Below are 24,045 nucleotides of genomic sequence, written 5' to 3'. Positions count from 1 at the left end.
ATTTAATTTCAGCAGTATGAATCTCAACAGTCCTGCCATCTTAAATCTGCAATCAGATTACCCCCTTAAAAGATAATCGAATTTTGCATCGTCCCTGAATGAAAATTTGTATAAAATGCTATTGGCAATATCGAAGAAGAAATTATTAAAATAAATTTTGTTTCAAAACCCTTTTATCAATCCACTACAATAAAATCATTATGAAACACACACCTGTACCTTATGAGCGTCAGGAAATCATCCGGCGTGAGCGCGAGTTGGCTAAATATGCCAATACTATGGATAGTTTGTTTTGCATTCCTTTTACCAAACAAGGAATCGGCGTTGATGCCATATTGTCGCTGATTCCTTTTGTCGGGGATATTGCCGGGCTTTTGTTGACGATGAAGGCTTTTCGAATGGGGCGGGAGTTGGGCGTGCCAGAACATAAAATGCGTCCTGCCGTATATCTTGCTTTTGTCGATATGGTGCTTGGCATGATTCCTGTTGTCGGTACGCTTATCGATATTTTCTTGCAACCAAGCCGCCGTACTTTGAAAGTCATCAATGAACATGTGCGCAGTGAGTATGGCATCGACTACGACATACATTTGGAGCGTCCGTTTATGCACGCGGCTTTGGAGAAGAAACAACAAAAATCAGACTTTTGGCGCAAACCTGTTGCGGCTTGGTTTTATCTGCATATGCCTGATTTTTTTGGTTTGATTGTGTTGGTTTTGATGGGTTGGATAACGGTTGCAGTAAGTAAATGGGCATGGAGCGGTATGGCTTATCTGTTTCACGCTGTTGCCGGTTGGTTTTGAATGTTTGTGATTTGAATGGAGATATATAGCAGGTTAAGTTTAAATCAATATTGTGTTGCAATGTCTCAGTATAGAGAGAATGGCTCTCTAAGTATGAGCGTACCAAGTTGACTGGTTTCCTACTGTCTATACTATCCGCGATTTTGCCCTAATTTAAACTTAACCTGCTATATCTAAAACATACGTTTAGGTTTTGCTTCCTAAACGTGCAGGCAATGGCAAAGCACCGATTTAATTGATGTCCAAACGTTCCATACGGTAGCGCATGGAACGGAAGCTGATGCCCAAAAGCTTGGCAGCCTGAGTGCGGTTGTAACGGGTTTGCTGCAACGCTTGTTCGATAATGCCGCGCTCGATTTGGTCAAGGTAATCTTGAATCTGCATGGTGCGCGGGTCAAACGGCGGAAGCGGTTGGTGATCCAACGTTTCACCTTTTCGTGTTTCGGAATCGGCGATGTCGTCAAGGCTGAGGTTTGGATGGTCGTTTTTGGGCGCCGTCGTGTTTTGGATTTGCAAATCATCCAACTGGATAACTTGTCCGACAGTCAGGGCGACGGCGCGTTCGAGGATGTTTTCGAGTTCGCGGAAGTTACCGGGATAGCTGTAATGCAGCAGGGCTTCTTGCGCTTTGGGACTGAGTTTGTAGGTTTGTGTACCGTGGCGGTGTTTATAGAGCAGGTACAGAATCAGCGCCCCCAAGTCTTCACGCATTTCGCGCAGGGGCGGCATATGCAGGGTAACGACGTTGAGGCGGTAATATAAGTCTTGACGGAATGCACCGCTGTCAACAAGGGCTTCGAGGTTTTTGTGGGTGGCGCAGATGATGCGGACATCAACGAAAGTTTCGCGGGCATCACCGATGCGGCGCACGGCTTTTTCTTGGATGGCGCGCAGGAGTTTGACCTGCATGGCAAGCGGCAAGTCGGCAACTTCGTCGAGGAACAGCGTGCCGCCGTCGGCGTGTTGGAAGAAGCCGAGACGGTCTTGGTCGGCGCCGGTAAAGCTGCCTTTTTTGTAGCCGAAGAATTCGCTTTCCATCAGATTTTCAGGAATCGCGCCACAGTTGACCGCGATAAAAGGCTTGTCGGCGCGATCGGACAATTCGTGGATGGTACGCGCCGCCTGTTCTTTACCGGTACCCGATTCGCCGGAAATATAAACGGGCACGCCGCTGCGGGCGAGGCGGCGGATCAGGTGGCGGACTTCGACCATTTGGGGCGAATTGCCGAGCAGCCGCGGCATATCTTCTTCGCCGCCCAATTCAGGCACGTCTTCGTTCGCACGCATGGCGATTTCGCCGGTGGCAAAGCGTTCTTTCATGGAACGCAGGCTTTCGGGCACGGAGACAGAACCGCTCAAGTCGCGTTTGGGCGGCTTGGGCGGAGTTTTGGGCTTGTTGAATGCGGCAGCGACGGGCGCGGACGGTTTTTCGGTTGGCGGCTGGGCAATTTCGTCGGTGCTGTTGGAAACAGAGACGGCGGATTTAACCAGCGAACGCAGTTGGGAAAGGGTAATCGGCTTTTGCAGGTAGTCGAACGCGCCCGCATTAAGCGCTTCAACCGCTTGGTCGGCATTACCGAAAGCGGTAATGACGGCGACAGGGGTGTCGAGCATGAGTTCGTCTATGTATTGGACGACTTCGAGGCCGGAGCCGTCGGGCATCCGCATATCGGTCAAGACGAGGGAATAGTCGTTGTTGTCGAGTTTGTCTTTGGCATCTTCTACGCCGACGGCGGTCTGCACGCGCAACCCCATCTTCATCAGCGTCATTTCCATCAAGTCACGGATGTCGGCCTCGTCGTCGACGACCAATACTGGGTCTTGCAGCTTACTCATTGTGTTCTCTCGGTAAAATCAGTTCGAATCCGTTCATTTCGGGGTGGTAATGGAGTTGACCCATATTGGCGTGTGCCAGTTCGCGGGCAACGTACAATCCCAATCCCGTACCTTGTTTTTCAGTGGTGTAGAACGGCTCGAAGAGATGGTTGCGGACTTCGGGCGAAATGCCTTTGCCGTTATCGGCAACGACGATGGAAATGTGCATCCTGCCGCTGGGGCGGATCAGGACGGTAATCGCGTTCTCGTCCTGACGGCTGTGCCGCCACGCGTTATTGCAGAGGTTCCACATGATTTGTTGGATGTGCATCACATCAGCGAGGACGGTAAGGTTGTTGCCGTCCATGTTCATGCGCAGGCAGCCGATGGCTTCGGAATTGTTGAGCGTGAACTCTTGTTTGAAGTCGAGCCAGAATTTCATCAGGTTGATCGGCTCGCGGCTGATATTGTCGCGTTTGTTGAGCAGGGAGATATCTTCCAACATTTTGTCGATGCGCTGGATGTTGCTGTCGATGATGCCGCAAAGCTTGGCTTTAACGGGATCGGGTTCGGCATCGTCATCACTTTCTTGCAGCAAATCGCTGGCGTGACGGATGGCGGACATCGGATTGCGGATTTCGTGGGCGAGGTTCGCGGTAAGCTGTCCGAGCGAAGTAAGCTTGGTGGACATGGCCTCTGCCGCGACTTCGCGCAGCGAACGGACATACAGCATGAGCAGTTCCGTCTGTTCCTGAATCAGCGGGACGGCGCGGACGTGCATGGCGTGTTGGAAGATGTGGATATCGGTTTCAAACGGTTTGTCGGGATGATATTGCCAGCGTGTAACCAATTCGCCGAACACGACTTCCTGCTGGTCAACCACCAAACCGGGGAAATAGGTTTTTGCCTGTTTGTTGAAAAGCCAGACGCGCTGGGTGCTGTCGATAACGATAACGGCTTCCTGCACGCGGTTGAGAACGAGGCGGTTCAACCCGCTGATGCGGCGGTAGGCAAGCTGATGGCGGCTGGCAGATTCGGTCGCTTGCTCCAAATAGCGGGCGGCGAACGAAGTCAACATGGCAACGAGGTAACACGCGCCGCAGAGCAGGACCGTAGTAATCAGGGGCTGCGTATCCCAATCAAACGGATGCAGGCGGATGCTGCCGTCGAGCAGCAGATTGAAGAAGAACAGCATGGACGCGTAGCCCGCGTACAGCATGGGGTAATGCCCGTAGCTGAGGAGGCAGGACGTCGCGACGAAAGGAAGGACAAGGATGCCGAAGCCCGAATCGACTCCGCCGGCGATATACACCAGTATCATCATCATCGAAATATCGACGACTGCGCTGGCATTGGGCAAATCCAAAGTCTGCCATTGCCAGTCCGGACGGGCGACGGATAACAAGATGAGGAAAGAATACAGCGCTGCCCAGCTGTAAAATTCGACGGGGGGGAATGACATGCCGATATGGGTGCCATTGCTGTAAACGCCGAAAGCATGCATAACCAACAGCGGCAGCACGATGGCAATGCGGGCAATATTGATTAAACCGGGTATCCGCTCGCTCAGGTTTCCCAGTTCCTGAAAGCCGGACTTACTCATATCCGCAACCCTTTTTGTTTATTTTTATCATTATTAGTACCTGTTTTGAAATCGTTCTGCGATATTTCCGCAGACGGTCGTAAATATTTTTTTAATTTTGTCAGCATAACATAAAACGACCGTGTTTTCTAGGTTTTCAATGTGTTACCGCGCCTTTTTGTTGTTTATGCGGAGGCAGCGGACAAGGTTTTCAGACGACCTGATACGTCCAAAACCTTCCCTTTTTTGCCGCGTTTGCCGTCGATGTCGCAAATGCGCAATTTTTCCTGATGCGCCGCACCGCGTTTGCCGACGGTTTCAACGATAAATTCCGCAGACGTGGTAACGAGGATGTGCTCCAAAGACGCGCCGTCGGTCAGCGACATCAACTGCAAACCGCGCCCTTTGGGCATGACTTTGAGTTCACCGATGGAAAACGCCAAGAGGCGGTGGTCGCTACTTGCCAGTACGATTTTGCAGTCGGGGTTGATGAGCGAAGAGGCATAAACCGCAATCGGCGGCAGGACGGTTTCGCCGCTATCCACGGTCATCACCACTTTGCCTGCTTTCACGCGTCCGACCATATCGCCCAGTTTGGCGATGAAGCCGTAGCCGCCACTGCCTGAGAGCAGGTAGTGCTGTTCGGGCTGTCCGGTGAGCATAGCGACGGGTTTCGCGCCGTTTTGCAGCTCGATTAACGATGAAACCGGCACGCCGTCGCCGCGTCCGCCGGGGATTTCGGCGGCATCGAGCGTGTAGGTCCTGCCCAATGAGTCAAGAATGACGACGGGCAAAACAGTACGGCCTTCAAGGGTTTGCTTGAGGCGGTCGCCTTCTTTGAATGCGGTTTGGCTCAAATCGAGGTTGTGTCCGGCACGGCTGCGTATCCAGCCTTTTTCCGACAGAATCAGCGTGATGGGTTCGTCGGCGGTGGTTTGCGTCAGCACGGCGCGTCCGGCTTCTTCCACCAGCGTGCGGCGCGCGTCGCCGAACTGCTTCATGTCCGCCTGCATCTCTTTGATAATCAGCTTGCGTTTTTCGTTTTCGTCGCCCAAAAGGATATTCAGACGACCTTGTTCCTCGCGCAATTCATTCAATTCTTTTTCGAGTTTGAAACCTTCCAAACGCGCCAACTGACGCAGGCGGATTTCCAAAATGTCTTCGGCTTGGATTTCGGTCAGCCCGAACGCCGCCATCAAATCGGTTTTCGGGTCGTCTGATTCGCGGATGACTTTAATCACTTCATCAATGTGCAGAAAGACTTTCAGACGACCTTCAAGGATGTGCAGTCGTTTTTCCACTTGGTTCAAACGGAATTTCAGACGACGTGTTACGGTAACGATGCGGAAATCCAGCCATTCCTGCAAAATCGTTTTCAGGTTTTTCTGCGCGGGGCGGTTGTCCAGCCCCATCATCACCAAGTTCATCGACACATTGCCTTCCAGCGAAGTCTGCGCCATCAGTGTGTTGATGAAGGTATCGGTATCGATGCGGCTGGATTTCGGTTCGAACACCAGACGCACGGGATGTTCGCCGTCGGATTCGTCGCGCACGCGGTCGATTAAATCCAGCATCAGCTTTTTGGTGTTGAGCTGGTCTTGGTTCAGCTGCTTTTTACCTGCTTTCGGTTTCGGGTTGGTTTGTTCTTCGATTTCAGCAAGGATTTTGGCGGAATTAGCGTTCGGCGGCAGCTCGGTCACAATCACGCGCCATTGCCCGCGCGCCAGTTTCTCAATTTCGTAACGCGCACGCACGCGCACGCTGCCCTTGCCGGTTTCGTAAATCCGGCGCAATTCGTCCGCCGGTGTGATGATTTGACCGCCGCCGGCAAAATCGGGCGCGGGAATATATTGCATCAGGTCGGCGGTTTCCAGCGTTGGCTTTTTCAATAGCGCAATCGCCGCCTGCGTGACTTCGTTCAAATTGTGCGACGGAATCTCGGTCGCCATGCCCACCGCAATGCCTGACGCGCCGTTGAGCAAGACCATAGGCAGACGAGCTGGCAGGTGCAACGGCTCGTCAAACGCGCCGTCGTAGTTCGGCACGAAATCCACCGTCCCCTGATTGATTTCGGACAACAGCAATTCCGCAATCGGCGTCAGCCGCGCTTCGGTGTAACGCATCGCCGCCGCCCCGTCGCCGTCGCGCGAACCGAAGTTGCCGATGCCGTCGATTAAGGGGTAGCGCAAGGTAAAATCCTGCGCCATGCGCACCATCGCCTCATAGGCAGAACTGTCGCCGTGCGGGTGGTATTTACCCAAAATCTCACCGACCACGCGCGCCGATTTCACCGGCTTCGCCCCCGCCGTCAAACCCATATCGCGCATGGCAAACAAAATGCGCCGCTGCACGGGCTTCTGGCCGTCTGAAACTTCAGGCAGCGCGCGGCCTTTGACCACGCTCATGGCGTATTCGAGATAGGCGCGTTCGGCGTACTGACCTAACAACAGGTAGTCTTCGCCGACGGGGGATGGGACGGAAACGTGTTCGTTCATAAGGAAGCTGGAAATAAAGGTAAAGGGCGATATTGTAAAGTATAGTGGATTAACTTTAAACCAGTACGGCGTTGCCTCGCCTTGCCGTACTATCTGTACTGTCTGCAGCTTCGTCGCCTTGTCCTGATTTAAATTTAATCCACTATAAAAATGGGGTTTCTGTTAGAGAAGGGCAGTTTGTACTGAGTTTTGATTGGGCATTGGCGGGAAGTTTATAGAATTTTAGACATTAAGGGTCGCCTGAAAATTTTCAGACGACCCTTAAATATACAGTAGTGGTCAATATTTCAGTACGGATCCAACCGGTTTGTTAGCCTCATGCCTGTACGTTGGATATAAATGCCTAGTTGGGTCGGAGAAAGTATTTTCAGACGACATAGAAGGTCGTCTGAAAAGCTTTGGTTTGAAAAAGTAGGTATCGGCATTCTATAAAACTGCACAGTTCCGGAAATGCAGCAGTTATTCGTACACAATGCCTGCAATTATCTCGTGTTCGTTCAACCCGCCGTATTGTTGTTCCCAATCGTGTGAGGCTTCGAGTGTATCGCATTCTTGGGCGACGGATAATTGGATACCGTCCATTTTGTCGGAGGCCATTCCGCTAAGGCGGTCGCACATCTCGGCAGAGAGATGTTGTTCGGAAGATTGATGGGCTTCTGAATAACTGTAAGGGAATGCCAAAAATCCTAAAACGAAGGCAGTAACGGCGAGCCATGCATTTTTACGGTAACGGGTCATTATATCCTCCAATCAAATGAAACTAAGATTTTTCTTACTTGCTTGTGTCAAACAGCCTTTGCTTCATGAAAATCTGATTACAATCATCGTAATATATGCCATGTTTTACCTGATTATGGCTGAGGAAGGCCTGGTTTGTTTGAAGCGTTAGAAGAATCATACTAAGCAAAAACAAAAAATGCAATACTTTTTCTTAATTCAACTAATATTTTTCTTACATTTTTAATAAAACTAAGGTAAAATAAACCCACAAGTGCTTCATTGTAGGAGGCGCATTTCAGCCTGAGGATTGATATGGATACATTTAAAGACAGATTGGTGTTTTTGTGGAAAGACGAAGCGCGCCAAGCCAAAATTGCCGCAGACATTGATATGACCATTGCGGGATTTAGTAGGATTTGGAACGAAGGCGGTTTGCCGAAATCGGAAACTCTAAAAAAAATCAAACAACTGAAAGGTTGCAGTATTGACTGGCTGTTGACTGGGGAGGGGAGTCCGTTCCCTAATGCGCAAGTTCCGTCTTCTACTGCAGTTGCTTATGATACATTGGGTAATCCGGTTGATATCGACGAGTTTGTCTTTGTTCCGCGTTATGATATTCAGGCTGCCGCCGGACATGGGCGGTTAGTAGGTGATGAAAAACCTGTTTTTACCATGGCATTCCGTCGGTATTGGGTAGAAAATTATGTTACCCGTGATACTAAAAACCTTTCCGTTATTTCGGTCAAGGGGGATTCTATGGAAGGGGTTTTGAATGATGGGGATACTATTTTAATCAATCATGCTGAGACTGCGCCGAAGGATGGGCTGTACGTTTTGAGGCTTAATGAGAATTTGTTGGTAAAACGATTACAGCTGATGCCAGGCGGGGTGGTGAATGTGATTTCCGCCAATGAGGCTTATCCGACTTTTGAAATTGATTTGAATAATTTGACTGACGATGTTGCCATTATCGGGCGTGTCGAGTGGTTCGGGCGAAATATTTGAATGGTGTAGTCCTTGTATTTTCAGACGACTTGTTAAGTAGTGGTTTATGGTTTTTATCTCTATTGATAAATATAGAAGTGGACTCCATCTTGCATGGAGAAGTCCGTGAAGCTGCAACTCTTGATGCCGGTCAATCTGAGGGCAGACTTGCTTTAGGTTAAGGTTTGCAGGACAATATCGAAAATATTCATATAAAAGGAAACACATCATGTCAGACGAAAGTCCAATTATTTTCACTGATAGCTGCTGTACCAAGGTTGCCGATTTGATTGCAGAAGAAAACAATCCCGATTTGAAATTACGCGTGTTTGTTAATGGCGGAGGTTGTTCGGGATTCCAGTATGGTTTTACTTTTGATGAAATCAAAAATGATGACGATTTTGAAATTCAGAAAAACGGCCTGACTTTCTTGGTGGACCCGATGAGCTACCAATATTTGGTTGGTGCGGAAATTGATTACACTGAAAGTTTGCAAGGATCGCAATTTGTTATTCGTAATCCGAATGCAGAAACGACTTGCGGTTGCGGGTCATCCTTCTCAGTTTGAGCCATATGTAGATAAAAAAGGCCGTTTGTTTATACAAACGGCCTTTCGTTTGTAATTGCTTTCCAATAAAAATCATCTGTCTTATAATCTATAATTCCCTTTGGGAATATTTACTCATGTACTATCTGTTATTTGATTTACATTCGGCTTGGTGCCGATAGGTTGCATACCCAAAGCTAATTATCAGATAGTTGGGTAATTTAGGAAGTTTCGGGAGTAGTGTCTAAGTCAGATGATAGGTTGACGGATCGCTGCCGTGTATCATGGTATAAGCAAAATCAAGCCGGTTTCCGTGAATGGGATTAAAAGTTCGGTTTGTTCTAGGATAACAATGAAAAACTCTGACAAACTTTACGATGTTTATGTTTCTTATCCGCCAGATGTCGATCATGAGCGTATCAATGCATGCCTATATGATAACTTGCCGGAAAAAGAAGCAGAAGATTTGGTTCAGGCACTTTCTGAACGTCCGCAAGCGATTATTGCCGAGAATTGTACGCAGGATGAGCGCGAGAATGCGCAGCAGTATTTCAACTACTTGGGGCTTGATGTTATTGTGCGTCAGTCCATGGAGTTGCAGGTAAGTGAGGACGAAGGTGAAAACGAGGAGGCGTCTTTAAAGCAATGTCCCGTTTGTATGACGATTACGGAGGATGTGGCAGCAGAGGAATGTGCCGTCTGCCATTTCCATTTTGCCAGTGCAACCGAGCAAATCATCCAGCGTAAACGTATTGAGTGGCAGGAAAAGGTGGCGTTTGAGCATAAAAAACAAGCTGAAATCGCTCATAAATTGCAACTTGAAAAAGAGCGGGAAGAGAAGTTGATGCGGAAAGAAATCCGTGCCGAACTTGAAAGCAAATTGCGGCAGGAGTTGGGGCAGGATCCTAGACTGGAAGCCCTTACTTCCAAACGCAATATGATTGTTCTGGTTTCTGTTTTGGGTGTGTTGGCTATGTTCGGCTTGGTGGCGGCAGGATATTTGGCAGCCAAATACCTTTGATGAATGCTTTTAAATTTGAATATATCGTAGACCGGATTTCATTTTGAAATCCGGTTTTTATTATTGTGATGTCCTGCTATGAAGAGTTGTATTGATTTTGTGGGGATACTGTATCGTGTCTATTGAAACGGATTGTCCAATGTACCATAATCCGACTATTCTATTCCTATTAAAACAATAAAGGTCAAAATTATGTGCCAACTGCTCGGCATGAACTGTAATACCCCAACGGACATTATGTTTTCCTTCGAGGGTTTCCGCCGCCGCGGCGGCATTACCGACCATCACGCCGATGGATTCGGTATCGGTTTCTTTGAAGGGAAAGGTGTACGATTGTTTCACGATGATAAGCCCAGCGCAAATTCCCCGGTTGCCGACTTGGTTCGCGCCTATCAAATTAAATCTGAAAACGTCATCGCCCACATCCGTAAAGCCTCGCAAGGGCAGACCTCTTTGGCCAATACCCATCCTTTTATGCGTGAAATGTGGGGCGAATATTGGCTCTTTGCGCATAATGGGCATTTGATTGATTTTTATCCGGAACAAGGCGAGTATTACCATGCTGTCGGTACGACCGACTCCGAACGTGCATTTTGTTATATCCTCAACCGGCTTCGCAGCCGCTTTGCTGAGAAACCTGATTCCGATACTTTGTTTGATGCCGTTGCTGCGCTAACTCACGAAATTCGCCGCTTCGGATTGTTCAATTTTGTGATGTCCAACGGCGACTGCCTGTTTGCACATGCCAGTACGCTGCTGCACTATATCGTGCGTAAAGCTCCTTTCGGCAAGGCACGGCTTTTGGATGATGACGTGATGGTCGATTTTTCCGCAGTTACCACCCCGAATGACAAAGTCTCCGTTATTGCCACACTGCCCTTGACCCGAGACGAAACTTGGTCGCAATTAGCTGTTGATGAATTAGTCATGTTCCGAGACGGCGATATTGTCCGCAGCGACCGCCCGGAAAGCCCTGTTTACATGAGCGCGGAAGAGGGGTTGGCAATTGCCCGCGCAGTCGGTGTATCCGTATAAATATGAAAGGTCGTCTGAAAAATGTTCAGACGACCTTTTTCATGCTGGTCGTATCAATAATTGGTCGAGCAGAACTGCTCACGCTTGTCCGCATCGGCGGCATAACACGTCAAGCCCATGCCTGCCGCGTTGCTGTTGTTCGCCTTCGCTCCCGGTTTTTTGTTCACCAAAACTTTGCCGTTTTTCCCGATTTCCACGGTTACGCCTTTACCGTTTTTCAGCTTCCACTTCAACACCTGCGCATCGGCATTCTGACACTTGTTGACCGAACAGCCGCCTTCAGTCGCCACATTGCCGTTTTTATAAATCACACACTGAGACCTTTGCAAAAAAGCCTTTCCCCCAACAGCCGAAACCTAAACAAAGATTTTCGGCTGTTTTTGTTTCAAATATCCACTGATTCTACCCAAATACCCCCTTAATCCTCCCCGGATACCCGATAATCAGGCATCCGGGCCGCCTTTTAGGCGGCAACAGGCACACTTAGCCTGTTAGCCGCTTTCAACAGGTTTAAACACATCGCCTTCAGATGGCTTTGCGCACTCACTTTGAGCAGACCAAAATAGGCTGCCCGGGCGTAGCGGAATTTACGGTGCAGCGTACCGAAGCTTTGTTCGACCACATAACGGGTCTTCGACAAATATCGGTTGCGTTTGGTTTGCGCTTCCGTCAGCGGACGGTTGCGGCAGGCTTTGCGCATAATGCCGTCTAACAACCGATGCTCTTTCAGATGTTGCCGGTTTTCCTTACTGTCGTAGCCTTTGTCGGCATAGACGGTCGTACCTTCGGTAATGCCTTCCAACAAAGGGGACAGATGGTTGCACTCATGGGTATTGGCAGGAGTGATGTGCAGTTTCTCGATATAGCCTTCCTCATCGGTACGGGTATGTTGTTTGTAACCGAGTTTGTAGAGGCCGTTTTTCTTTGTCCAGCGGGCATCTTTATCCTTACTCGGTGTGGTTTGGCCGCTGACTTGTCCTTCCTCGTCGACTTCTATGGCCTGACGCTGTTTGCTGCCGGCAGTCTGAATAATGGTGGCATCAATGACGGCGGCGGATGCCTTCTCTACTTTTAGGTTTTTTTCGGCCAGTTGTCGGTTAATCAGTTTGAGCAATTCGGACAGGGTGTCGTCTTGCGCCAGCCAGTTACGGTAGCGGCATAAGGTGCTGTAATCGGGGATGCTCAGTTCGTCAAAGCGGCAAAACAGGTTGAAATCGATGCGGGTGATGAGGCTGTGTTCGAGTTCGGGATCGGAGAGGCTGTGCCATTGTCCGAGCAGGACGGCTTTGAACATGGACAACAGGGGATAGGCGGGACGGCCGCGGTGGTCTCTAAGGTAACGGGTTCTTTGACGATTCAGGTATTGTTCGATCGGCTGCCAATCAATCACCTGATCCAACTTCAATAGCGGGAAGCGGTCGATGTGTTTGGCGATCATGGCTTGTGCGGTTTGCTGGAAGAAGGTGCTCATGGAAAATCCCCTAAATGTCTTGGTGGGAATTTAGGGGATTTTGGGGAATTTTGCAAAGGTCTCACACTGCTGCTGGCTGTCGGCGCAAGCCGCATAGGCAGCAACGGAAAAACAGGAAATCAGTGCGGCAAACAAAACAGGTTTCATAGTTTGGACTCCTTGGGTGGTGATGATGGGTTTGCAATATCTCAAACTATACGCCTGTTCGTATCGATAAGCCATCGGGCGTCAGGTAAGCAATATATTGATTCGATATTGGGTAAGTTTCAAATGTTATCAATCAGTTGGTAATAAAATATTCATCAGCGCGATATTGATATAGTAGTTGCTTCTGCCTATCTTTTCTTTGTGCAGGAATCCGCCTTCTGTCAGTTCGTCCAGGTATTTGGCGGCACTGGGGCGGGAAACTTTCAGCGTTTTCATCAGGAAATCGATTTTTGTGTAGGGATGATTGAACAGGTGGTTAATCAGGTCTTGGCTGTAGAAGTTGAAGTTTTCCCTGATGCGGTGTTTGTAGTCCAGCATCGCCTGATGGATCTGCTGCACGGTATCGATGCCGTTCTTGGCGGTTTGTTCCACGGCTTCCAGTATATACAGCAGCCAGCCTTCCCATTCACCCGTATCGCGTACGTGTTGCAGCAGGCGGTAATATTCGCTTTTGTTCCGTACTAGATAGCGGCTGAGGTATAAGACTGGAATATCCAGCAATCCGGTTAAAACCAGATACAGCACATTGATAATCCTGCCTGTTCTGCCGTTGCCGTCGTAAAACGGGTGAATGCTTTCAAACTGGTGATGGAGCAGCGCCATGCGGATAAGCGGGTCGATAGGTTTTTCCGTGTTGTCGTCGTTGATAAATGCTTCCAATCTGCTCATCAGGCGGATGATGTCGTCCGTATGTTGCGGCGGCGTATAGACGGTTTCGCCGGTACGGTCGTTTCTCAGCATCGTCCCCGACTGTTTGCGGAATCCGGCATGGTTCTTTTCCAACTCGGCCTGTATCGTCAAAATATGATTGTTAGTCAGCATTCCGTGTTTTTGGATAAGGCCGAAGCCGCAATGCAGTGCTGAAGCATAATTCTGCACTTCTTTGATGGCAGGGCTAGACGGGCTTGCCGATATTCCTGCACGGAACAGTTCGTCATGGGTGGTAATGATATTTTCGATTTCGGAACTGTCTTTGGCTTCCTGCAAAGACAGCGTGTTAATCAGAATGCCTTGGTTGGGAATGCTGCGGCAGATACCTTTTAATTCGGCCAGATAACGATGTGCGGAATTCAGTTTTTTCAAGACAGGGACCGTTTCGAGGTCTGCTTCGGGAGGGAATTGTTCGATCGAGTACATTTTAGGTTTTCGGTTAATTAATAAAAAAATCCCATTTTTTTGCTATATCGCTTCGATATGATAAAAAAACGGGATTTTTTTTACAATTTAATTTTATTTATTTGTTTCAAAACGGTTTTACTTTAAATAGCACTTCAGACTAATGTTACCGCTTCAACTTCGCAAACGCATCCGCCATCGCCGAATTGGTCGGGGCGCGGTCGTTGCGTTGGGGTTTGCGGTCGCGGCGTTCCTGATGTCGGGTTTCAGACGACCTGTTACCTTTGGTTGCGCCGCCTGGTTCGTCATCCAAGCGCATGGTGAGCGCGATACGTTTTCTGGCGGCATCGACTTCCAGCACTTTCACTTTCACCACGTCGCCGGCTTTCACGACTTCGCGCGGGTCTTGGACGAACTTATTGGACAGGGCGGAGATGTGCACCAAGCCGTCCTGATGGACGCCGATGTCCACGAACGCGCCGAAATTGGCGACGTTGGAAACCACGCCTTCGAGTATCATGCCGACTTGCAAGTCGCTGATTTCGTGGATGCCTTCGGCGAATGATGCCGTCTGAAACTCGCCGCGCGGGTCTCGGCCGGGTTTTTCCAGCTCGGACAGGATGTCCAAAATGGTCGGCAGACCGAAGCGTTCGTCGGTGAAGTCGGAGGCTTTGATTTGCTTTACGCGCTCGCGGTTGCCGATGAGTTCGGCGGCGGTAATGCCTTGTTGCGCCAGCATTTTGGCGACGACGGGATAGGCTTCGGGGTGGACGGCGCTCGCGTCCAGCGGTTCTTTGCCGCCGTTAATTCGCAAAAAGCCTGCCGCCTGCTCGAAGGTTTTTTCGCCCAAACGCGGTACTTTCAGCAATTTTTTGCGGCTGTCGAACGCGCCGTTTTCATCGCGGTAGGCGACGATGTTTTGGGCAAGGGTTTGATTTAAACCGGAAATCCGCGCCAAGAGTGGGGCGGAGGCGGTGTTCACGTCCACGCCGACGGCGTTCACGCAGTCTTCGACCACCGCGTCCAGCGATTTGGCAAGCTGGCTTTGGTTTACGTCGTGCTGATACTGCCCCACGCCGATGGATTTGGGGTCGATTTTGACCAACTCGGCAAGCGGGTCTTGCAGCCTGCGGGCGATGGACACCGCGCCGCGCAGGGAAACGTCCAAGTCGGGGAACTCGCGCGCCGCCAGTTCGGACGCGGAATAAATCGACGCGCCGGCTTCGGAAACGACGATTTTGTGCAAGCTGCTTTCAGGCATTCCGCGCACCAGTTCGCCCGCGATTTTGTCGGTTTCGCGGCTGGCGGTACCGTTGCCGATGGCGATGAGCTTCACGCCGTGTTGTTTAATCAGGCGCGACAGCGTTGCCAACATATTGTTTTCTTGATGCAAATAGACAATGACCGTATCCAGCAGCTTGCCCGTGTCGTCCACCACGGCGCATTTCACGCCGTTGCGGTAGCCGGGGTCGAGACCCAGCGTGGTCAGCCGTCCGGCGGGCGCGGCGAGCAGCAAGTCTTTGAGATTGCGGGCGAACACGGTAATCGCGTCGGTGTCGGCGGCTTCTTTCAGACGGCCTAAGGCTTCGAGTTCCAGCGACAAAAAGATTTTCGCGCGCCAAGTCAGGCGCACGGTGTCGCGCAGCCATTTGTGGCCGTCTGAAACCTTGAAACGGCGGGTGATGATTTGCTCGTATTCGCTTTGCTGCGTAATCGGCGTGTCGTCGGGCTGGTATTTGAGCGCGATGTTCAACACGCCTTCGTTGCGGCCGCGCAAAACCGCCAGCGCGCGGTGGCTGGGTATGGCGCGGATGGGTTCGCGGTGGTCGAAATAATCGCTGAATTTTTCGCCTTCGGTTTCTTTGCCTTCAACGACTTGCGCGTGGATTTCGGCTTCGTTCCACAGCTTGTCGCGCAGCGTGCCGATGAGTTCTGCGTCTTCGGCAAACTGCTCCATCAGAATCGCGCGCGCGCCGTCCAGCGCGGCTTTGGTGTCGGGAACGTTTTCGTTCAGGTAGCCTTGCGCGGCGGCTTCTACGTCCTGCGGCTGCTCGGCAAGCAACACGTCCGCCAGCGGCTGCAAACCGTGTTCGCGCGCGATTTGCGCTTTGGTGCGGCGTTTGGGCTTGTAGGGCAGATACAGGTCTTCCAGCGCGGTTTTGTTGTCGGCAGCTTCGATTTGCGCCCTGAGGTCGTCTGAAAGCTTGCCTTGCTCTTCAATGCTTTTTAAAACAACGGCTTTGCGCTCTTCCAACTCGCGCAGGTATTGCAACCGCTCGGCAAGCTGGCGCAGCTGCGTATCGTCCAGCCCGCCCGTGGCTTCCTTGCGGTAGCGGGCGATAAACGGCACGGTCGCGCCGTCGTCTAAAAGCTCGACGGCGGCGGTGATTTGCGCGGCGGTAGCGGAGAGTTCTTGGGAGAGGATTTGGGTGATGTTCATGGGGAAAGGTCGTCTGAAAAAGTGATTATTATATCAATGGAAGAGGAGGGCGGAGGCGAAGATTGTGTTTTGAATATGAAGCTTAGTCCTGAACCTTCTGAAAACAAAACGTCGTCTGAAAACCCCAAATACAGTTTTCAGACGACGTTTTATTTTTAATTGTCTTAAATCTCGCTACCGCCGACGGTCAGTCCCGAATCAATCCGCAAGGTCGGTTGTCCGACGCCGACAGGAACGCTTTGCCCATCTTTGCCGCACACGCCGACACCGCTGTCCAACGCAGTATCGTTACCTATCATGGAAACATGTTTCAACACTTCAGGCCCGTTGCCGATGATGGTCGCGCCTTTGACAGGATATTGCAGTTTGCCGCCTTCGACCCACCACGCTTCGGATGCGCTGAAGACGAATTTGCCGCTGGTGATGTCCACCTGTCCGCCGCCGAAATTGACGGCGTAAATGCCTTTATCGATGGACGCGATGATTTCGTCGGGTTCGTAGCCGCCGTTTTCCATAAAGGTATTAGTCATGCGCGGCATAGGGGCGGAGGCGTAGCTTTCGCGACGGCCGTTGCCGGTGGATTGCGTACCCATCAGGCGGGCGTTGGTTTCGTCCTGCATATAGCCGACCAAGATGCCGTCTTCAATCAATACGGTGCGGCGTGTTTCGTTGCCTTCGTCGTCGATATTGAGCGAACCGCGCCTGTCGGCAATGTCTCCTTGGTCAACGACGGTAACGCCTTTGGCGGCAACGCGCTCGCCGATTCTGCCTGAAAAGACGCTGGTTTCTTTGCGGTTGAAATCGCCTTCCAAACCGTGTCCGACGGCTTCATGCAGCAACACGCCCGGCCAGCCGTTGCCCAAGACAACGGTCATTTCGCCTGCGGGCGCAGGGCGGGATTCGAGATTAATCAGGGCTTGTTTGACGGCGGAATCGACAAACTGTCGCACCAAAGTTTCATCAAAATAAGCCAAGTCGTAGCGACCGCCGCCGCCCGCGCTGCCCTGTTCACGTCTGTCGCCCTGTTTGGCGATGACGGTAACGTTCAGGCGCACCATCGGACGGATGTCGGCGGCGTGCCTGCCATCGAGGCGGGCGATGTAAATCATGTCGTATTCGCAGGTCAGCCCCGCCATCACTTGCACAATGCGCGGATCGGCGGCTTTGGCAAGCGTTTCTACTTTGTTCAACAAAGCAACTTTGGCAGCGGAGTCGAGACCGATAATGGGATTCAGCGTCGCATGAACGGATTTGCCGTATGCGGCGGACGGCACTTTGACAGAAGCTTCGCCGCCTGCCGCACCGATAACGCGGACGGCTTGGGCGGAGCGGTTAATCGAATCGATACACAAACTGTCCGCATAGGCAAAAGCGGTTTTTTCGCCCGAAACGGCACGTACGCCCACGCCCTGATCGATTTGGAAACTGCCCGATTTGACGATACCCTCTTCCAAATGCCAGCTTTCAAAAGCAGTGCGCTGGCAGTAGATGTCGGCGTAATCGATGTGATGCGCACCGATGATGCTCAGGCTTTTGGCGAGCAGCTCAGGAGAAAGGTGATTGGCTTCTAGCAAATCGCGCTGTACGGTAGCGTAAGTTGAGTGCATGGTTTTCAGACGACCTTCAGGGCTGGGTAAACTTGGGGCTTGATTATACGGCATTTGTTATGGCTTTGGATATGTCGATTGTTTGTATTTATAAGGGGTTAGGGTCGTCTGAAAACAAGGGGCGGATAGGGATGATTTCTCAGATGGCCGGTATTTACATAATTAAACTGTTTTGAACATTGCATATTGTCATTTCATGTTGTACATTTGTATTCAAATGAATACAAAACAAATCAAACGAATATGAATGCGACAAACCGTATCCCCGTTAGCGTGAGAATTACTCAGGAAGACGCTGATTTTATTGCAGAATTAAAAATCGAAGGCGCGAATACGCCGTCTGAAAAAATCCGCGAGCTGCTCAAGCAGGCGCGTTTGGCGCATACGCAGACGCGCGATTACGGTTCCGCGCTGACGGCGCAGGAGCAGTTTTTCCAAGCGGCGAAACATGACGTGCTGCACGCGGAAAAGCAGGCGGGGGCGCATTCGCATATCGTCGCGCGCTTGTTTGAGCAGCTGCCCGACTTAGGCGCGACGCTCGCCGCCGACCTGCCCGAAGAAGCCGACCTCGACAGTTTGAAAAAATACGAACGCGAACTGATGTGGCGCATCGTCCGCCTGACCGACAGCATCTTGCAGCTCGCCGTAACCGGCAAAGGCGCGGCATACGACGATACCGTACTACAACAGCTTGAAAACACTTTGAAACTGGCGAAGATTGTGCAGCAGGCGGGTGAGGTTTAAAGCTTGAGCGAAAGGCTGACTGAAATATGGGGTACAGATGACATGGTTTTAATGAGTAAATTTGATTATCAAGAAGCTGTCTGACATCTCTTTTCAGGCTACTGTTCCCATTTTTAAGGAATACTTAATGAAACCCTACCCCTATTTGTTATTGTTTTCCCTATTTTTGTCAGCCTGCACGCAGGCTGAACCCAAACCGTCCGGCAGCGTCCCTGTTTCCGTCCGCAGCGTCAATTACAACGCCGATAGGGGCGTTACCTTCAGCCTTTATGACGTGGGCGGTAAAGCCGATCCTCAAATCAAGGAGAATCCGAATAACCCCATCGATATGGACGGTTATTATCCTGTTGGCGGTGACAACCTGACCGCCCTTGCGGGAGGCGGCATTAATTGTTGCGCGAACCTTCCCCTCAAGTGGCATCCGGATCTGAAATATACCGTTTTATGGCAAGAGGGGTCGGGTGCGATTGACGACGAGACGACGTACCGTTATACGGCGCAGTTGCCTGAATATACGAAACCCGAAGACATTACGGTGGCGTTTTATCCGAACCATCAGGTGGAATTCGTATTAGGTAGCGCAATGGCTGGCGAGGCAGGATGGAAAGGGCGTGAGAAGGCAGATCCGTTGACGGCATGTATGGCAAAGAACGAGAAGAAGTTCTGCTATATGTATTTGCCACATTATAAGAATGTGGATGATCAGTTTGCTGAACGTCGCCGTATTGCTTGTCGAAGTGTTTTAGCAGGGAAAGAGCCAAAATTTTTGATTATCAACAAGCAAGAATGTTTAGATTGGGAAAAAAGATGTTTGGCAGGTCTTGAATATCAGGAAATTTCCGATAAAGAAATGTGTAAAATCAATTGGCGTTCAACAGAATATGGAGAGTAAGCGATATGGCACAAATGGCTGAGAAATGCAGAGAGCAACCTTTTGTATTAAGACCAAATGAGTTAAAGAATATCAATACATGAGGCGTAAATGGAAGGCTGACTGAAAAATGAAAATCCATCATTGGCTTCTGACCTGTATGTTCATCTATCCCTCTCTGGCAGTGAGCGCGGACGGCGGCGTACAACCTGTTACTGAGCAGCAAGTCCTGCGGCTGACCGAAATTTATGTGACGCAGCATTACGGTGAACAAACCACTCAAGCGCAAAAGCCGTATCGGGTGAAAAAAGACGGGGAACATTGGATTATCAGCGGCAAACCACCTAAAGCACTGGGCGGTAATTTCCGCGCCGTTATCGGAGCAAACGGTCGGCTGGAAGAAATCACGCATAGCAAGTAGTGTAAGGTTTGAGGTCGTCTGAAATCCCCTTCACTCTCATTCCTGAACACCCATGTCCAACATCAAAGGCAAGGCAACAAGATGGAAAAATGGATAGCAGAAGCATATGAATTATTTGCACCTTACAGCGTGCGCTTCCCGCTGAATATCTGCACTTGCAACAGCTGCTCTCCCGAAGATTTCCAACAGGCGTTGTTGGAATATCCGTTACACGAGATTCCTGTCGATATGTTGCAGGCGTATTTGGGCAGCGTGCCTTTGGACAAAGGAGCTGCGACGGCTTTAGACATGAAACATTTTCTGCCGCGTATTTTGCAGGCTTTGGTCAACGACGAAGATGTCCGACCGCTTGATGAAACGTTGCTCGATAAGTTGTGTTGCGATTTGCCCGAATGCTGGACAAAAGAAGAAATCGATTGGTTAAAACGTTTCGCCGCCGCTTGGTTTGACTCGCAACTGACTGCGCCACACTACGAAGGCTGCTTAGTCGTTTGGCTGAATATGTTTCAATTTGCCGGATTGGATGTTGTCGACGAACTGCTGGCAGTTTGGACGGAACAGGCGGATAAAACGGCAGCTTTACGCGATTTTGTTGATTTGTACTTAGACATTCCGTATGGAAGCGACGAGCCGGATTGGTACAAAGTCTGCTATCTGCCCGAGCATTGTCCGAATAGAACGCAATTCGCCGCCCGACTGTCGGCTTGGTTTGCCCACCCGGATACCCGCGCCAGATTCAGACGAGCTTTAGAACAAGCCCTGCTGGAAGGCAAAGAAGACGAAAACGAAACATTGTCATGGGAGCAATGTTACGACTGGTTGGCACAATCAAATGCCCGCTAAACACAATATTTCTCATGATTTTATAAAGAAAGGAAAATCCAAATGAGCGAAACCCTATCCCGCAGAGTGGGCCGTCTGGTGAGCGGCGGTTTTCATGCCCTGATTGATGCGGCGGAGAACCTTGCGCCTGAGGCGGTCATGAACGAGAGCATCCGCGAAATCGAGTGGGCGGTGGACGAAGTGCGTGCCGAATTGGGCAAAGTGTTGGCGCAGAAACACCTTGCCGCCAAGAAAATGGCGGACGAGAGCAACCGCCACGAAGCCATCGATGCCAACCTGCAAGCCGCCGTAGCCGCTGGACGCGACGACCTTGCCGAGGCGGGTATCGCCGAACAAATGGACATCGAAGCGCGTCTGCCTGTTTTGGAAAACACCATTGCCGACTGTGCCGCGCAGGAAAAAGAACTTGAGGGCTTTATCGCCGCCTTGCAGGCGAAAAAACGCGAGATGCAGCAGCAGTTGCAAGACTGGCGTGCCGCGCAGCAAAGTGCGGGTGTAGGCAAAGCGGCAGGCGGCAGCGACCTCAACCGCATCGCCCGTGATGCCGAAAAAAGCGGCAACGCTTTCGACCGCGTGATGGGACGTCAGAACGCAGTACACAGCAGCACCGATGCGGCGCAGTTGGCAAAATTGAAGGAGTTAGAAGACTTGAGCCGCAACAACCGTATTGCCGAACGATTGGCGGCACTGAAGGCGGGGAAATAAGTTTTCAGACGACCTTCTTTGTCGGAAAGGTCGTCTGAAAACGGTACGAAGGTTACAGGTTGATACAGGAAATGCTTCGTTAAATTGTAAATGGGAACGGTATTATTTATGCACAAACCCTTTGTCCTAATTCGGAAGCATTCCCTGTTTCGCCCTGTGGCAGCGGCAGGCAGCATTCTTCTGTTTGTGTTAGCGGTTTTCAATCCTCCAAACTGGTTTTATGTTTTGTCCGCTATCGTACTGCTTCTGATGTTGTATTTCTTATGGCGTCAGAATAGGGGGATTTCGATCATTTTTCATACTGACGGACAAATTTTTGTCGGTAAAAAACCATATTCCCTTACTCTTGGCGAATTTAAAGGTGTTGCATCTGCATTCTGCCGTTGTGGACAAACTAACTTTTGCCTGAGGATTGCGCTGATTCCGAAAAATGTCTGCCATCCTGTGCTTATTGTGCAAGAAATTTCCGATGTCCCGATGACGTGGCGCAGTGTTCCGAAGCCTCCTCCAGCGGAGTTTGATAACTTACGGGCAGAACTTGCTGATCGCTTGAATCTACAAGACTTCGGATTTCTCGGCATTATGGGAGACGATGAATGGCACTTTGCCGTAAACCGTCTGCCAAAGGTACACTAAAATACAGATGTAATAATTGAAGGCGGGGAAATAAGTTTTCAGACGACCTCCTTTGTCGGAAAGGGTCGTCTGAAAAGAAAAACGCCGCGCGGAGCTTGTCCTTGCGGCGTATGGCGGAACAAATCAGTAGTCGATGCGTTCGCTGATAATCCGCAAATCCGGCCATGAGAAAACGATGTCGTATTCGCGTCCGTTTTTGAAGGCTTCGGCTTTCAATACGGGGCGGCCGCGGCGGTCGTCGGCTTCGATTTCGTGAACTTGGTAGCCGCGTCGTTCGAGTATCCGCATGACTTGCGCGCGTTTTTGCTCGAAGGACGGATCGCTGTAAATTTGGTGTTCGATGTAGTCGTCATCGTAATACTTGCCGTCGCGGTAACGGTAGTCGTCATTACGGTCGTAATCGCGCTCATAGCGGTCATTGTAACGATCATCATAGCGGTCATCGTAACGGTCATAACGCTGCTCGTAGCGGTCGGTACGATAGTCGTCATCGTAATAGTCGTAAGGATAAGGGGCGGCACAAGCGGTCAGTGCGATGCTGCCTAAGAGTAATACCGGTAAGAGTTTTTTCATGTCGTATCCTTTCGGGACGTGGGGTAAGTAAAGAATATTCGGAAGCGGATTATAAATCGACGCGTTCTACGAGAATGTTTAAATCGGGATAAGACATCACGATTTTGTATTCCAAGCTGCCTTTGTAGGCCTCAAATTCCAAAACGGGTCTTGCCCAATAGAGGTCGGTGTCGGAATCGTGGACTTCGTAGCCTCTGCCGTGCAGGATGGACAAAGCGCGGTCGTGGTGTTGCGCGAACGCCGGGTCGGTTTCCATGCGGTATTGGACGTAGTCTTCGTAAAGGTCGAAACCTTCTGCTGCAAGAAAAATGGCGCAAACAGCGGCGACAGGAAGCAGCAGTTTTTTCAAAAGCGGTTTGGACGGCTTTGTATATTGCGACTGAGAATGTTTCATTTCGTTCCCTTTGCGTCTGTTGTCGGTATAGACATTTAAACACGCAGGACTTAGGGAAAAGTTAGGAGCGGTTTCAGACGACCTTTCTTTACGGTACGCACAGGCCGTCTGAAAACGGATAGGGATAATCCCATGATTTTTGCTGTTTTGATTGCCTTGATAACCGCCGCAGTGCTTTATGTCCTGCTGTTTAAGGATTGGGACGAATTTGTCGAATGCGTAAAATTCTGTTTCACCCCCGAAATCATCAGCGCGCTGCGGGGGAAATATTGGGAAGACGTATGGGCGGAAACCAAAATCCTGCTGTGGCTGGGCATCAGTTTGGCGGCGGGCGCATCGGCTTATGCCTGGCTCAACTAGAGTCGGCGTTTCAAGGCGGATACCGTTTTTATTGCCGCGAACAGTAAATAATTGAAAGGAATGTCAAAATGAGCAAAAAACACACCTACCGCACTGTGACAACATGGACGGGCAATCTCGGCGAAGGCACTTCGTCCTACACCGCTTATTTGCGCAACTTTACCGTTTCCGCCGAGGGTAAGCCCGACCTGCACGGTTCCGCCGACCCGGCCTTCCGCGGCAATGCGGGCCACTGGAACCCCGAAGAAATGCTGCTGGCCGCCGTTTCTGCCTGCCACAAATTATGGTACCTGCACCTGTGTGCCGACGCGGGCATCTGCGTTACCGCCTACACCGATCATGCCGACGCGGTGATGGACGAAGGCGGTGGCGGGAGCGCGGGGCGTTTCGTCTCCGCCGTGTTGAAGCCGCGCGTTACCATCGCCGCAGGAAGCGACCGCGCCAAGGCTTTGGAACTGCACCACGAAGCGCACCGCCTGTGTTTCATCGCCAACTCGGTCAACTTTCCAATTGAATGCCGCGCTGAGATTGAGAGCGAAGAGGTCGTCTGAAAACCGAATGTCTGTTTGGGATGCACGGATAGGTCAAATCTAAATGCCGTCATTCCCGCGCAGGCGGGAATCCAGACCTCGATTCTTCAGAAGTATTATTTGAA

General features: G+C 50.6%; 25 protein-coding genes and 2 pseudogenes. 16 read left to right on the top strand and 11 right to left on the bottom strand.

Annotated elements, in window-relative coordinates:
• The first annotated feature begins 200 nt into the window (after positions 1-200).
• Positions 201-803, top strand: coding sequence for a DUF4112 domain-containing protein (locus NM96_09585; protein ID AVR79551.1), 603 nt, complete (start codon positions 201-203; stop codon positions 801-803).
• 231 nt (positions 804-1,034) lie between these two features.
• Here the strand turns inward: NM96_09585 and NM96_09580 are convergent, their stop codons facing one another.
• The 4 genes from NM96_09580 to NM96_09565 all read right to left on the bottom strand — a co-directional run bounded on the left by NM96_09580 (position 1,035) and on the right by NM96_09565 (position 7,433).
• Positions 1,035-2,639 carry a sigma-54-dependent Fis family transcriptional regulator gene (locus NM96_09580; GenBank protein AVR79550.1) on the bottom strand — a complete coding sequence of 535 codons (1,605 nt, stop codon included), beginning with the start codon at positions 2,637-2,639 and terminating at the stop codon, positions 1,035-1,037.
• A complete protein-coding gene (locus tag NM96_09575; protein ID AVR79549.1) occupies positions 2,632-4,221 on the bottom strand; it encodes a sensor histidine kinase in 1,590 nt (529 codons plus the stop codon). Before NM96_09575 ends, NM96_09580 begins: the two co-directional genes overlap by 8 nt.
• Before the next feature lie 164 nt (positions 4,222-4,385).
• The gene (parC, locus tag NM96_09570; protein ID AVR79548.1) at positions 4,386-6,695 is read right to left on the bottom strand and encodes a DNA topoisomerase IV subunit A; all 2,310 of its coding nucleotides are present in this window, start codon (positions 6,693-6,695) and stop codon (positions 4,386-4,388) included.
• A gap of 459 nt (positions 6,696-7,154) precedes the next feature.
• Positions 7,155-7,433, bottom strand: a complete 279-nt coding sequence (locus tag NM96_09565; protein ID AVR79547.1) for a hypothetical protein — start codon at positions 7,431-7,433, stop codon at positions 7,155-7,157.
• Between the two features lie 294 nt (positions 7,434-7,727).
• Between NM96_09565 and NM96_09560 the strand changes: the two genes are divergently transcribed.
• From NM96_09560 to NM96_09545, 4 genes are all read left to right on the top strand, one after another.
• Positions 7,728-8,420, top strand: a complete 693-nt coding sequence (locus NM96_09560; GenBank protein ID AVR79546.1) for a phage repressor protein C — start codon at positions 7,728-7,730, stop codon at positions 8,418-8,420.
• Between the two features lie 208 nt (positions 8,421-8,628).
• Entirely contained in the window at positions 8,629-8,967 is a 339-nt protein-coding gene (locus tag NM96_09555) for an iron-sulfur cluster insertion protein ErpA (protein AVR79545.1), read from the top strand.
• 331 nt (positions 8,968-9,298) lie between these two features.
• Positions 9,299-9,967: a hypothetical protein gene (locus NM96_09550; GenBank protein AVR79544.1), complete on the top strand. Its 669-nt coding sequence runs from the start codon at positions 9,299-9,301 to the stop codon at positions 9,965-9,967.
• 192 nt (positions 9,968-10,159) lie between these two features.
• Positions 10,160-11,002, top strand: coding sequence for a class II glutamine amidotransferase (locus NM96_09545; protein ID AVR79543.1), 843 nt, complete (start codon positions 10,160-10,162; stop codon positions 11,000-11,002).
• A 53-nt stretch (positions 11,003-11,055) separates the two neighbouring features.
• Here NM96_09545 and NM96_09540 read toward each other — a convergent pair whose 3' ends face one another.
• Positions 11,056-11,331, bottom strand: a complete 276-nt coding sequence (locus NM96_09540; protein AVR79542.1) for a hypothetical protein — start codon at positions 11,329-11,331, stop codon at positions 11,056-11,058.
• A 31-nt stretch (positions 11,332-11,362) separates the two neighbouring features.
• Here NM96_09540 and NM96_09535 point away from each other — a divergent pair.
• Positions 11,363-11,497 (top strand): annotated as a pseudogene (locus NM96_09535) (IS110 family transposase).
• Here NM96_09535 and NM96_09530 read toward each other — a convergent pair.
• Positions 11,466-12,473, bottom strand: coding sequence for an IS5/IS1182 family transposase (locus NM96_09530; protein AVR79541.1), 1,008 nt, complete (start codon positions 12,471-12,473; stop codon positions 11,466-11,468). The pseudogene NM96_09535 and the gene NM96_09530 sit on opposite strands and share 32 nt — an antisense overlap.
• Here NM96_09530 and NM96_09525 point away from each other — a divergent pair.
• Positions 12,426-12,542: pseudogene (locus NM96_09525) on the top strand (NAD(P)H-flavin oxidoreductase). The gene NM96_09530 and the pseudogene NM96_09525 overlap by 48 nt on opposite strands.
• 207 nt (positions 12,543-12,749) lie before the next feature.
• On the opposite strand, the gene NM96_09520 reads toward NM96_09525, so the two are convergent.
• The 3 genes from NM96_09520 to NM96_09510 all read right to left on the bottom strand — a co-directional run bounded on the left by NM96_09520 (position 12,750) and on the right by NM96_09510 (position 17,843).
• Positions 12,750-13,817 (bottom strand): addiction module protein, encoded by a 1,068-nt coding sequence (locus tag NM96_09520; GenBank protein ID AVR79540.1) that lies wholly within the window; start codon positions 13,815-13,817, stop codon positions 12,750-12,752.
• A 145-nt stretch (positions 13,818-13,962) separates the two neighbouring features.
• Complete coding sequence (locus tag NM96_09515) at positions 13,963-16,236, bottom strand: RNA-binding transcriptional accessory protein (GenBank protein ID AVR79539.1); 2,274 nt, start codon at positions 16,234-16,236, stop codon at positions 13,963-13,965.
• A gap of 164 nt (positions 16,237-16,400) precedes the next feature.
• A complete protein-coding gene (locus NM96_09510; GenBank protein ID AVR79538.1) occupies positions 16,401-17,843 on the bottom strand; it encodes a metalloprotease TldD in 1,443 nt (480 codons plus the stop codon).
• Here NM96_09510 and NM96_09505 point away from each other — a divergent pair.
• From NM96_09505 to NM96_09475, 7 genes are all read left to right on the top strand, one after another.
• Complete coding sequence (locus NM96_09505) at positions 17,834-18,019, top strand: hypothetical protein (GenBank protein ID AVR79537.1); 186 nt, start codon at positions 17,834-17,836, stop codon at positions 18,017-18,019. The two genes, NM96_09510 and NM96_09505, sit on opposite strands and share 10 nt — an antisense overlap.
• A 67-nt stretch (positions 18,020-18,086) precedes the next feature.
• Positions 18,087-18,587 carry a hypothetical protein gene (locus NM96_09500; protein ID AVR79536.1) on the top strand — a complete coding sequence of 167 codons (501 nt, stop codon included), beginning with the start codon at positions 18,087-18,089 and terminating at the stop codon, positions 18,585-18,587.
• Positions 18,588-18,714: 127 nt separating this feature from the next.
• Positions 18,715-19,479, top strand: a complete 765-nt coding sequence (locus tag NM96_09495; protein ID AVR79535.1) for a hypothetical protein — start codon at positions 18,715-18,717, stop codon at positions 19,477-19,479.
• Between the two features lie 109 nt (positions 19,480-19,588).
• Positions 19,589-19,879: a hypothetical protein gene (locus tag NM96_09490; protein AVR79534.1), complete on the top strand. Its 291-nt coding sequence runs from the start codon at positions 19,589-19,591 to the stop codon at positions 19,877-19,879.
• Between the two features lie 81 nt (positions 19,880-19,960).
• A complete protein-coding gene (locus NM96_09485) occupies positions 19,961-20,722 on the top strand; it encodes a hypothetical protein (GenBank protein AVR79533.1) in 762 nt (253 codons plus the stop codon).
• A gap of 42 nt (positions 20,723-20,764) precedes the next feature.
• The gene (locus NM96_09480) at positions 20,765-21,427 is read left to right on the top strand and encodes a hypothetical protein (protein ID AVR79532.1); all 663 of its coding nucleotides are present in this window, start codon (positions 20,765-20,767) and stop codon (positions 21,425-21,427) included.
• A 108-nt stretch (positions 21,428-21,535) separates the two neighbouring features.
• A complete protein-coding gene (locus NM96_09475) occupies positions 21,536-22,063 on the top strand; it encodes a hypothetical protein (GenBank protein ID AVR79531.1) in 528 nt (175 codons plus the stop codon).
• 123 nt (positions 22,064-22,186) lie between these two features.
• Here NM96_09475 and NM96_09470 read toward each other — a convergent pair whose 3' ends face one another.
• Both NM96_09470 and NM96_09465 read right to left on the bottom strand, forming a co-directional pair.
• Positions 22,187-22,636, bottom strand: a complete 450-nt coding sequence (locus NM96_09470; GenBank protein ID AVR79530.1) for a PepSY domain-containing protein — start codon at positions 22,634-22,636, stop codon at positions 22,187-22,189.
• Positions 22,637-22,685: 49 nt separating this feature from the next.
• The gene (locus NM96_09465) at positions 22,686-23,030 is read right to left on the bottom strand and encodes a hypothetical protein (GenBank protein AVR79529.1); all 345 of its coding nucleotides are present in this window, start codon (positions 23,028-23,030) and stop codon (positions 22,686-22,688) included.
• A 132-nt stretch (positions 23,031-23,162) separates the two neighbouring features.
• On the opposite strand from NM96_09465, the gene NM96_09460 reads away from it, so the two are divergent.
• Positions 23,163-23,390 (top strand): hypothetical protein, encoded by a 228-nt coding sequence (locus NM96_09460; GenBank protein AVR79528.1) that lies wholly within the window; start codon positions 23,163-23,165, stop codon positions 23,388-23,390.
• Between the two features lie 68 nt (positions 23,391-23,458).
• The gene (locus NM96_09455; protein ID AVR79527.1) at positions 23,459-23,941 is read left to right on the top strand and encodes a peroxiredoxin; all 483 of its coding nucleotides are present in this window, start codon (positions 23,459-23,461) and stop codon (positions 23,939-23,941) included.
• Positions 23,942-24,045 lie beyond the last annotated feature (104 nt).

Origin of the sequence: Neisseria mucosa, assembly GCA_003028315.1 — a bacterium.
Classification (GTDB): Bacteria; Pseudomonadota; Gammaproteobacteria; order Burkholderiales; family Neisseriaceae; genus Neisseria; species Neisseria mucosa.
This window is presented reverse-complemented; position numbering and strand designations above follow the sequence as displayed.

Coding starts and splice junctions, on each gene's coding strand:
- NM96_09585 (AVR79551.1), top strand. CDS start 201: ATGAAACACACACCTGTACCTTATGAGCGTCAGGAAATCATCCGGCGT.
- NM96_09580 (AVR79550.1), bottom strand. CDS start 2,639: ATGAGTAAGCTGCAAGACCCAGTATTGGTCGTCGACGACGAGGCCGAC.
- NM96_09575 (AVR79549.1), bottom strand. CDS start 4,221: ATGAGTAAGTCCGGCTTTCAGGAACTGGGAAACCTGAGCGAGCGGATA.
- parC (AVR79548.1), bottom strand. CDS start 6,695: ATGAACGAACACGTTTCCGTCCCATCCCCCGTCGGCGAAGACTACCTG.
- NM96_09565 (AVR79547.1), bottom strand. CDS start 7,433: ATGACCCGTTACCGTAAAAATGCATGGCTCGCCGTTACTGCCTTCGTT.
- NM96_09560 (AVR79546.1), top strand. CDS start 7,728: ATGGATACATTTAAAGACAGATTGGTGTTTTTGTGGAAAGACGAAGCG.
- NM96_09555 (AVR79545.1), top strand. CDS start 8,629: ATGTCAGACGAAAGTCCAATTATTTTCACTGATAGCTGCTGTACCAAG.
- NM96_09550 (AVR79544.1), top strand. CDS start 9,299: ATGAAAAACTCTGACAAACTTTACGATGTTTATGTTTCTTATCCGCCA.
- NM96_09545 (AVR79543.1), top strand. CDS start 10,160: ATGTGCCAACTGCTCGGCATGAACTGTAATACCCCAACGGACATTATG.
- NM96_09530 (AVR79541.1), bottom strand. CDS start 12,473: ATGAGCACCTTCTTCCAGCAAACCGCACAAGCCATGATCGCCAAACAC.
- NM96_09520 (AVR79540.1), bottom strand. CDS start 13,817: ATGTACTCGATCGAACAATTCCCTCCCGAAGCAGACCTCGAAACGGTC.
- NM96_09515 (AVR79539.1), bottom strand. CDS start 16,236: ATGAACATCACCCAAATCCTCTCCCAAGAACTCTCCGCTACCGCCGCG.
- NM96_09510 (AVR79538.1), bottom strand. CDS start 17,843: ATGCACTCAACTTACGCTACCGTACAGCGCGATTTGCTAGAAGCCAAT.
- NM96_09500 (AVR79536.1), top strand. CDS start 18,087: ATGAATGCGACAAACCGTATCCCCGTTAGCGTGAGAATTACTCAGGAA.
- NM96_09495 (AVR79535.1), top strand. CDS start 18,715: ATGAAACCCTACCCCTATTTGTTATTGTTTTCCCTATTTTTGTCAGCC.
- NM96_09490 (AVR79534.1), top strand. CDS start 19,589: ATGAAAATCCATCATTGGCTTCTGACCTGTATGTTCATCTATCCCTCT.
- NM96_09485 (AVR79533.1), top strand. CDS start 19,961: ATGGAAAAATGGATAGCAGAAGCATATGAATTATTTGCACCTTACAGC.
- NM96_09480 (AVR79532.1), top strand. CDS start 20,765: ATGAGCGAAACCCTATCCCGCAGAGTGGGCCGTCTGGTGAGCGGCGGT.
- NM96_09475 (AVR79531.1), top strand. CDS start 21,536: ATGCACAAACCCTTTGTCCTAATTCGGAAGCATTCCCTGTTTCGCCCT.
- NM96_09470 (AVR79530.1), bottom strand. CDS start 22,636: ATGAAAAAACTCTTACCGGTATTACTCTTAGGCAGCATCGCACTGACC.
- NM96_09465 (AVR79529.1), bottom strand. CDS start 23,030: ATGAAACATTCTCAGTCGCAATATACAAAGCCGTCCAAACCGCTTTTG.
- NM96_09460 (AVR79528.1), top strand. CDS start 23,163: ATGATTTTTGCTGTTTTGATTGCCTTGATAACCGCCGCAGTGCTTTAT.
- NM96_09455 (AVR79527.1), top strand. CDS start 23,459: ATGAGCAAAAAACACACCTACCGCACTGTGACAACATGGACGGGCAAT.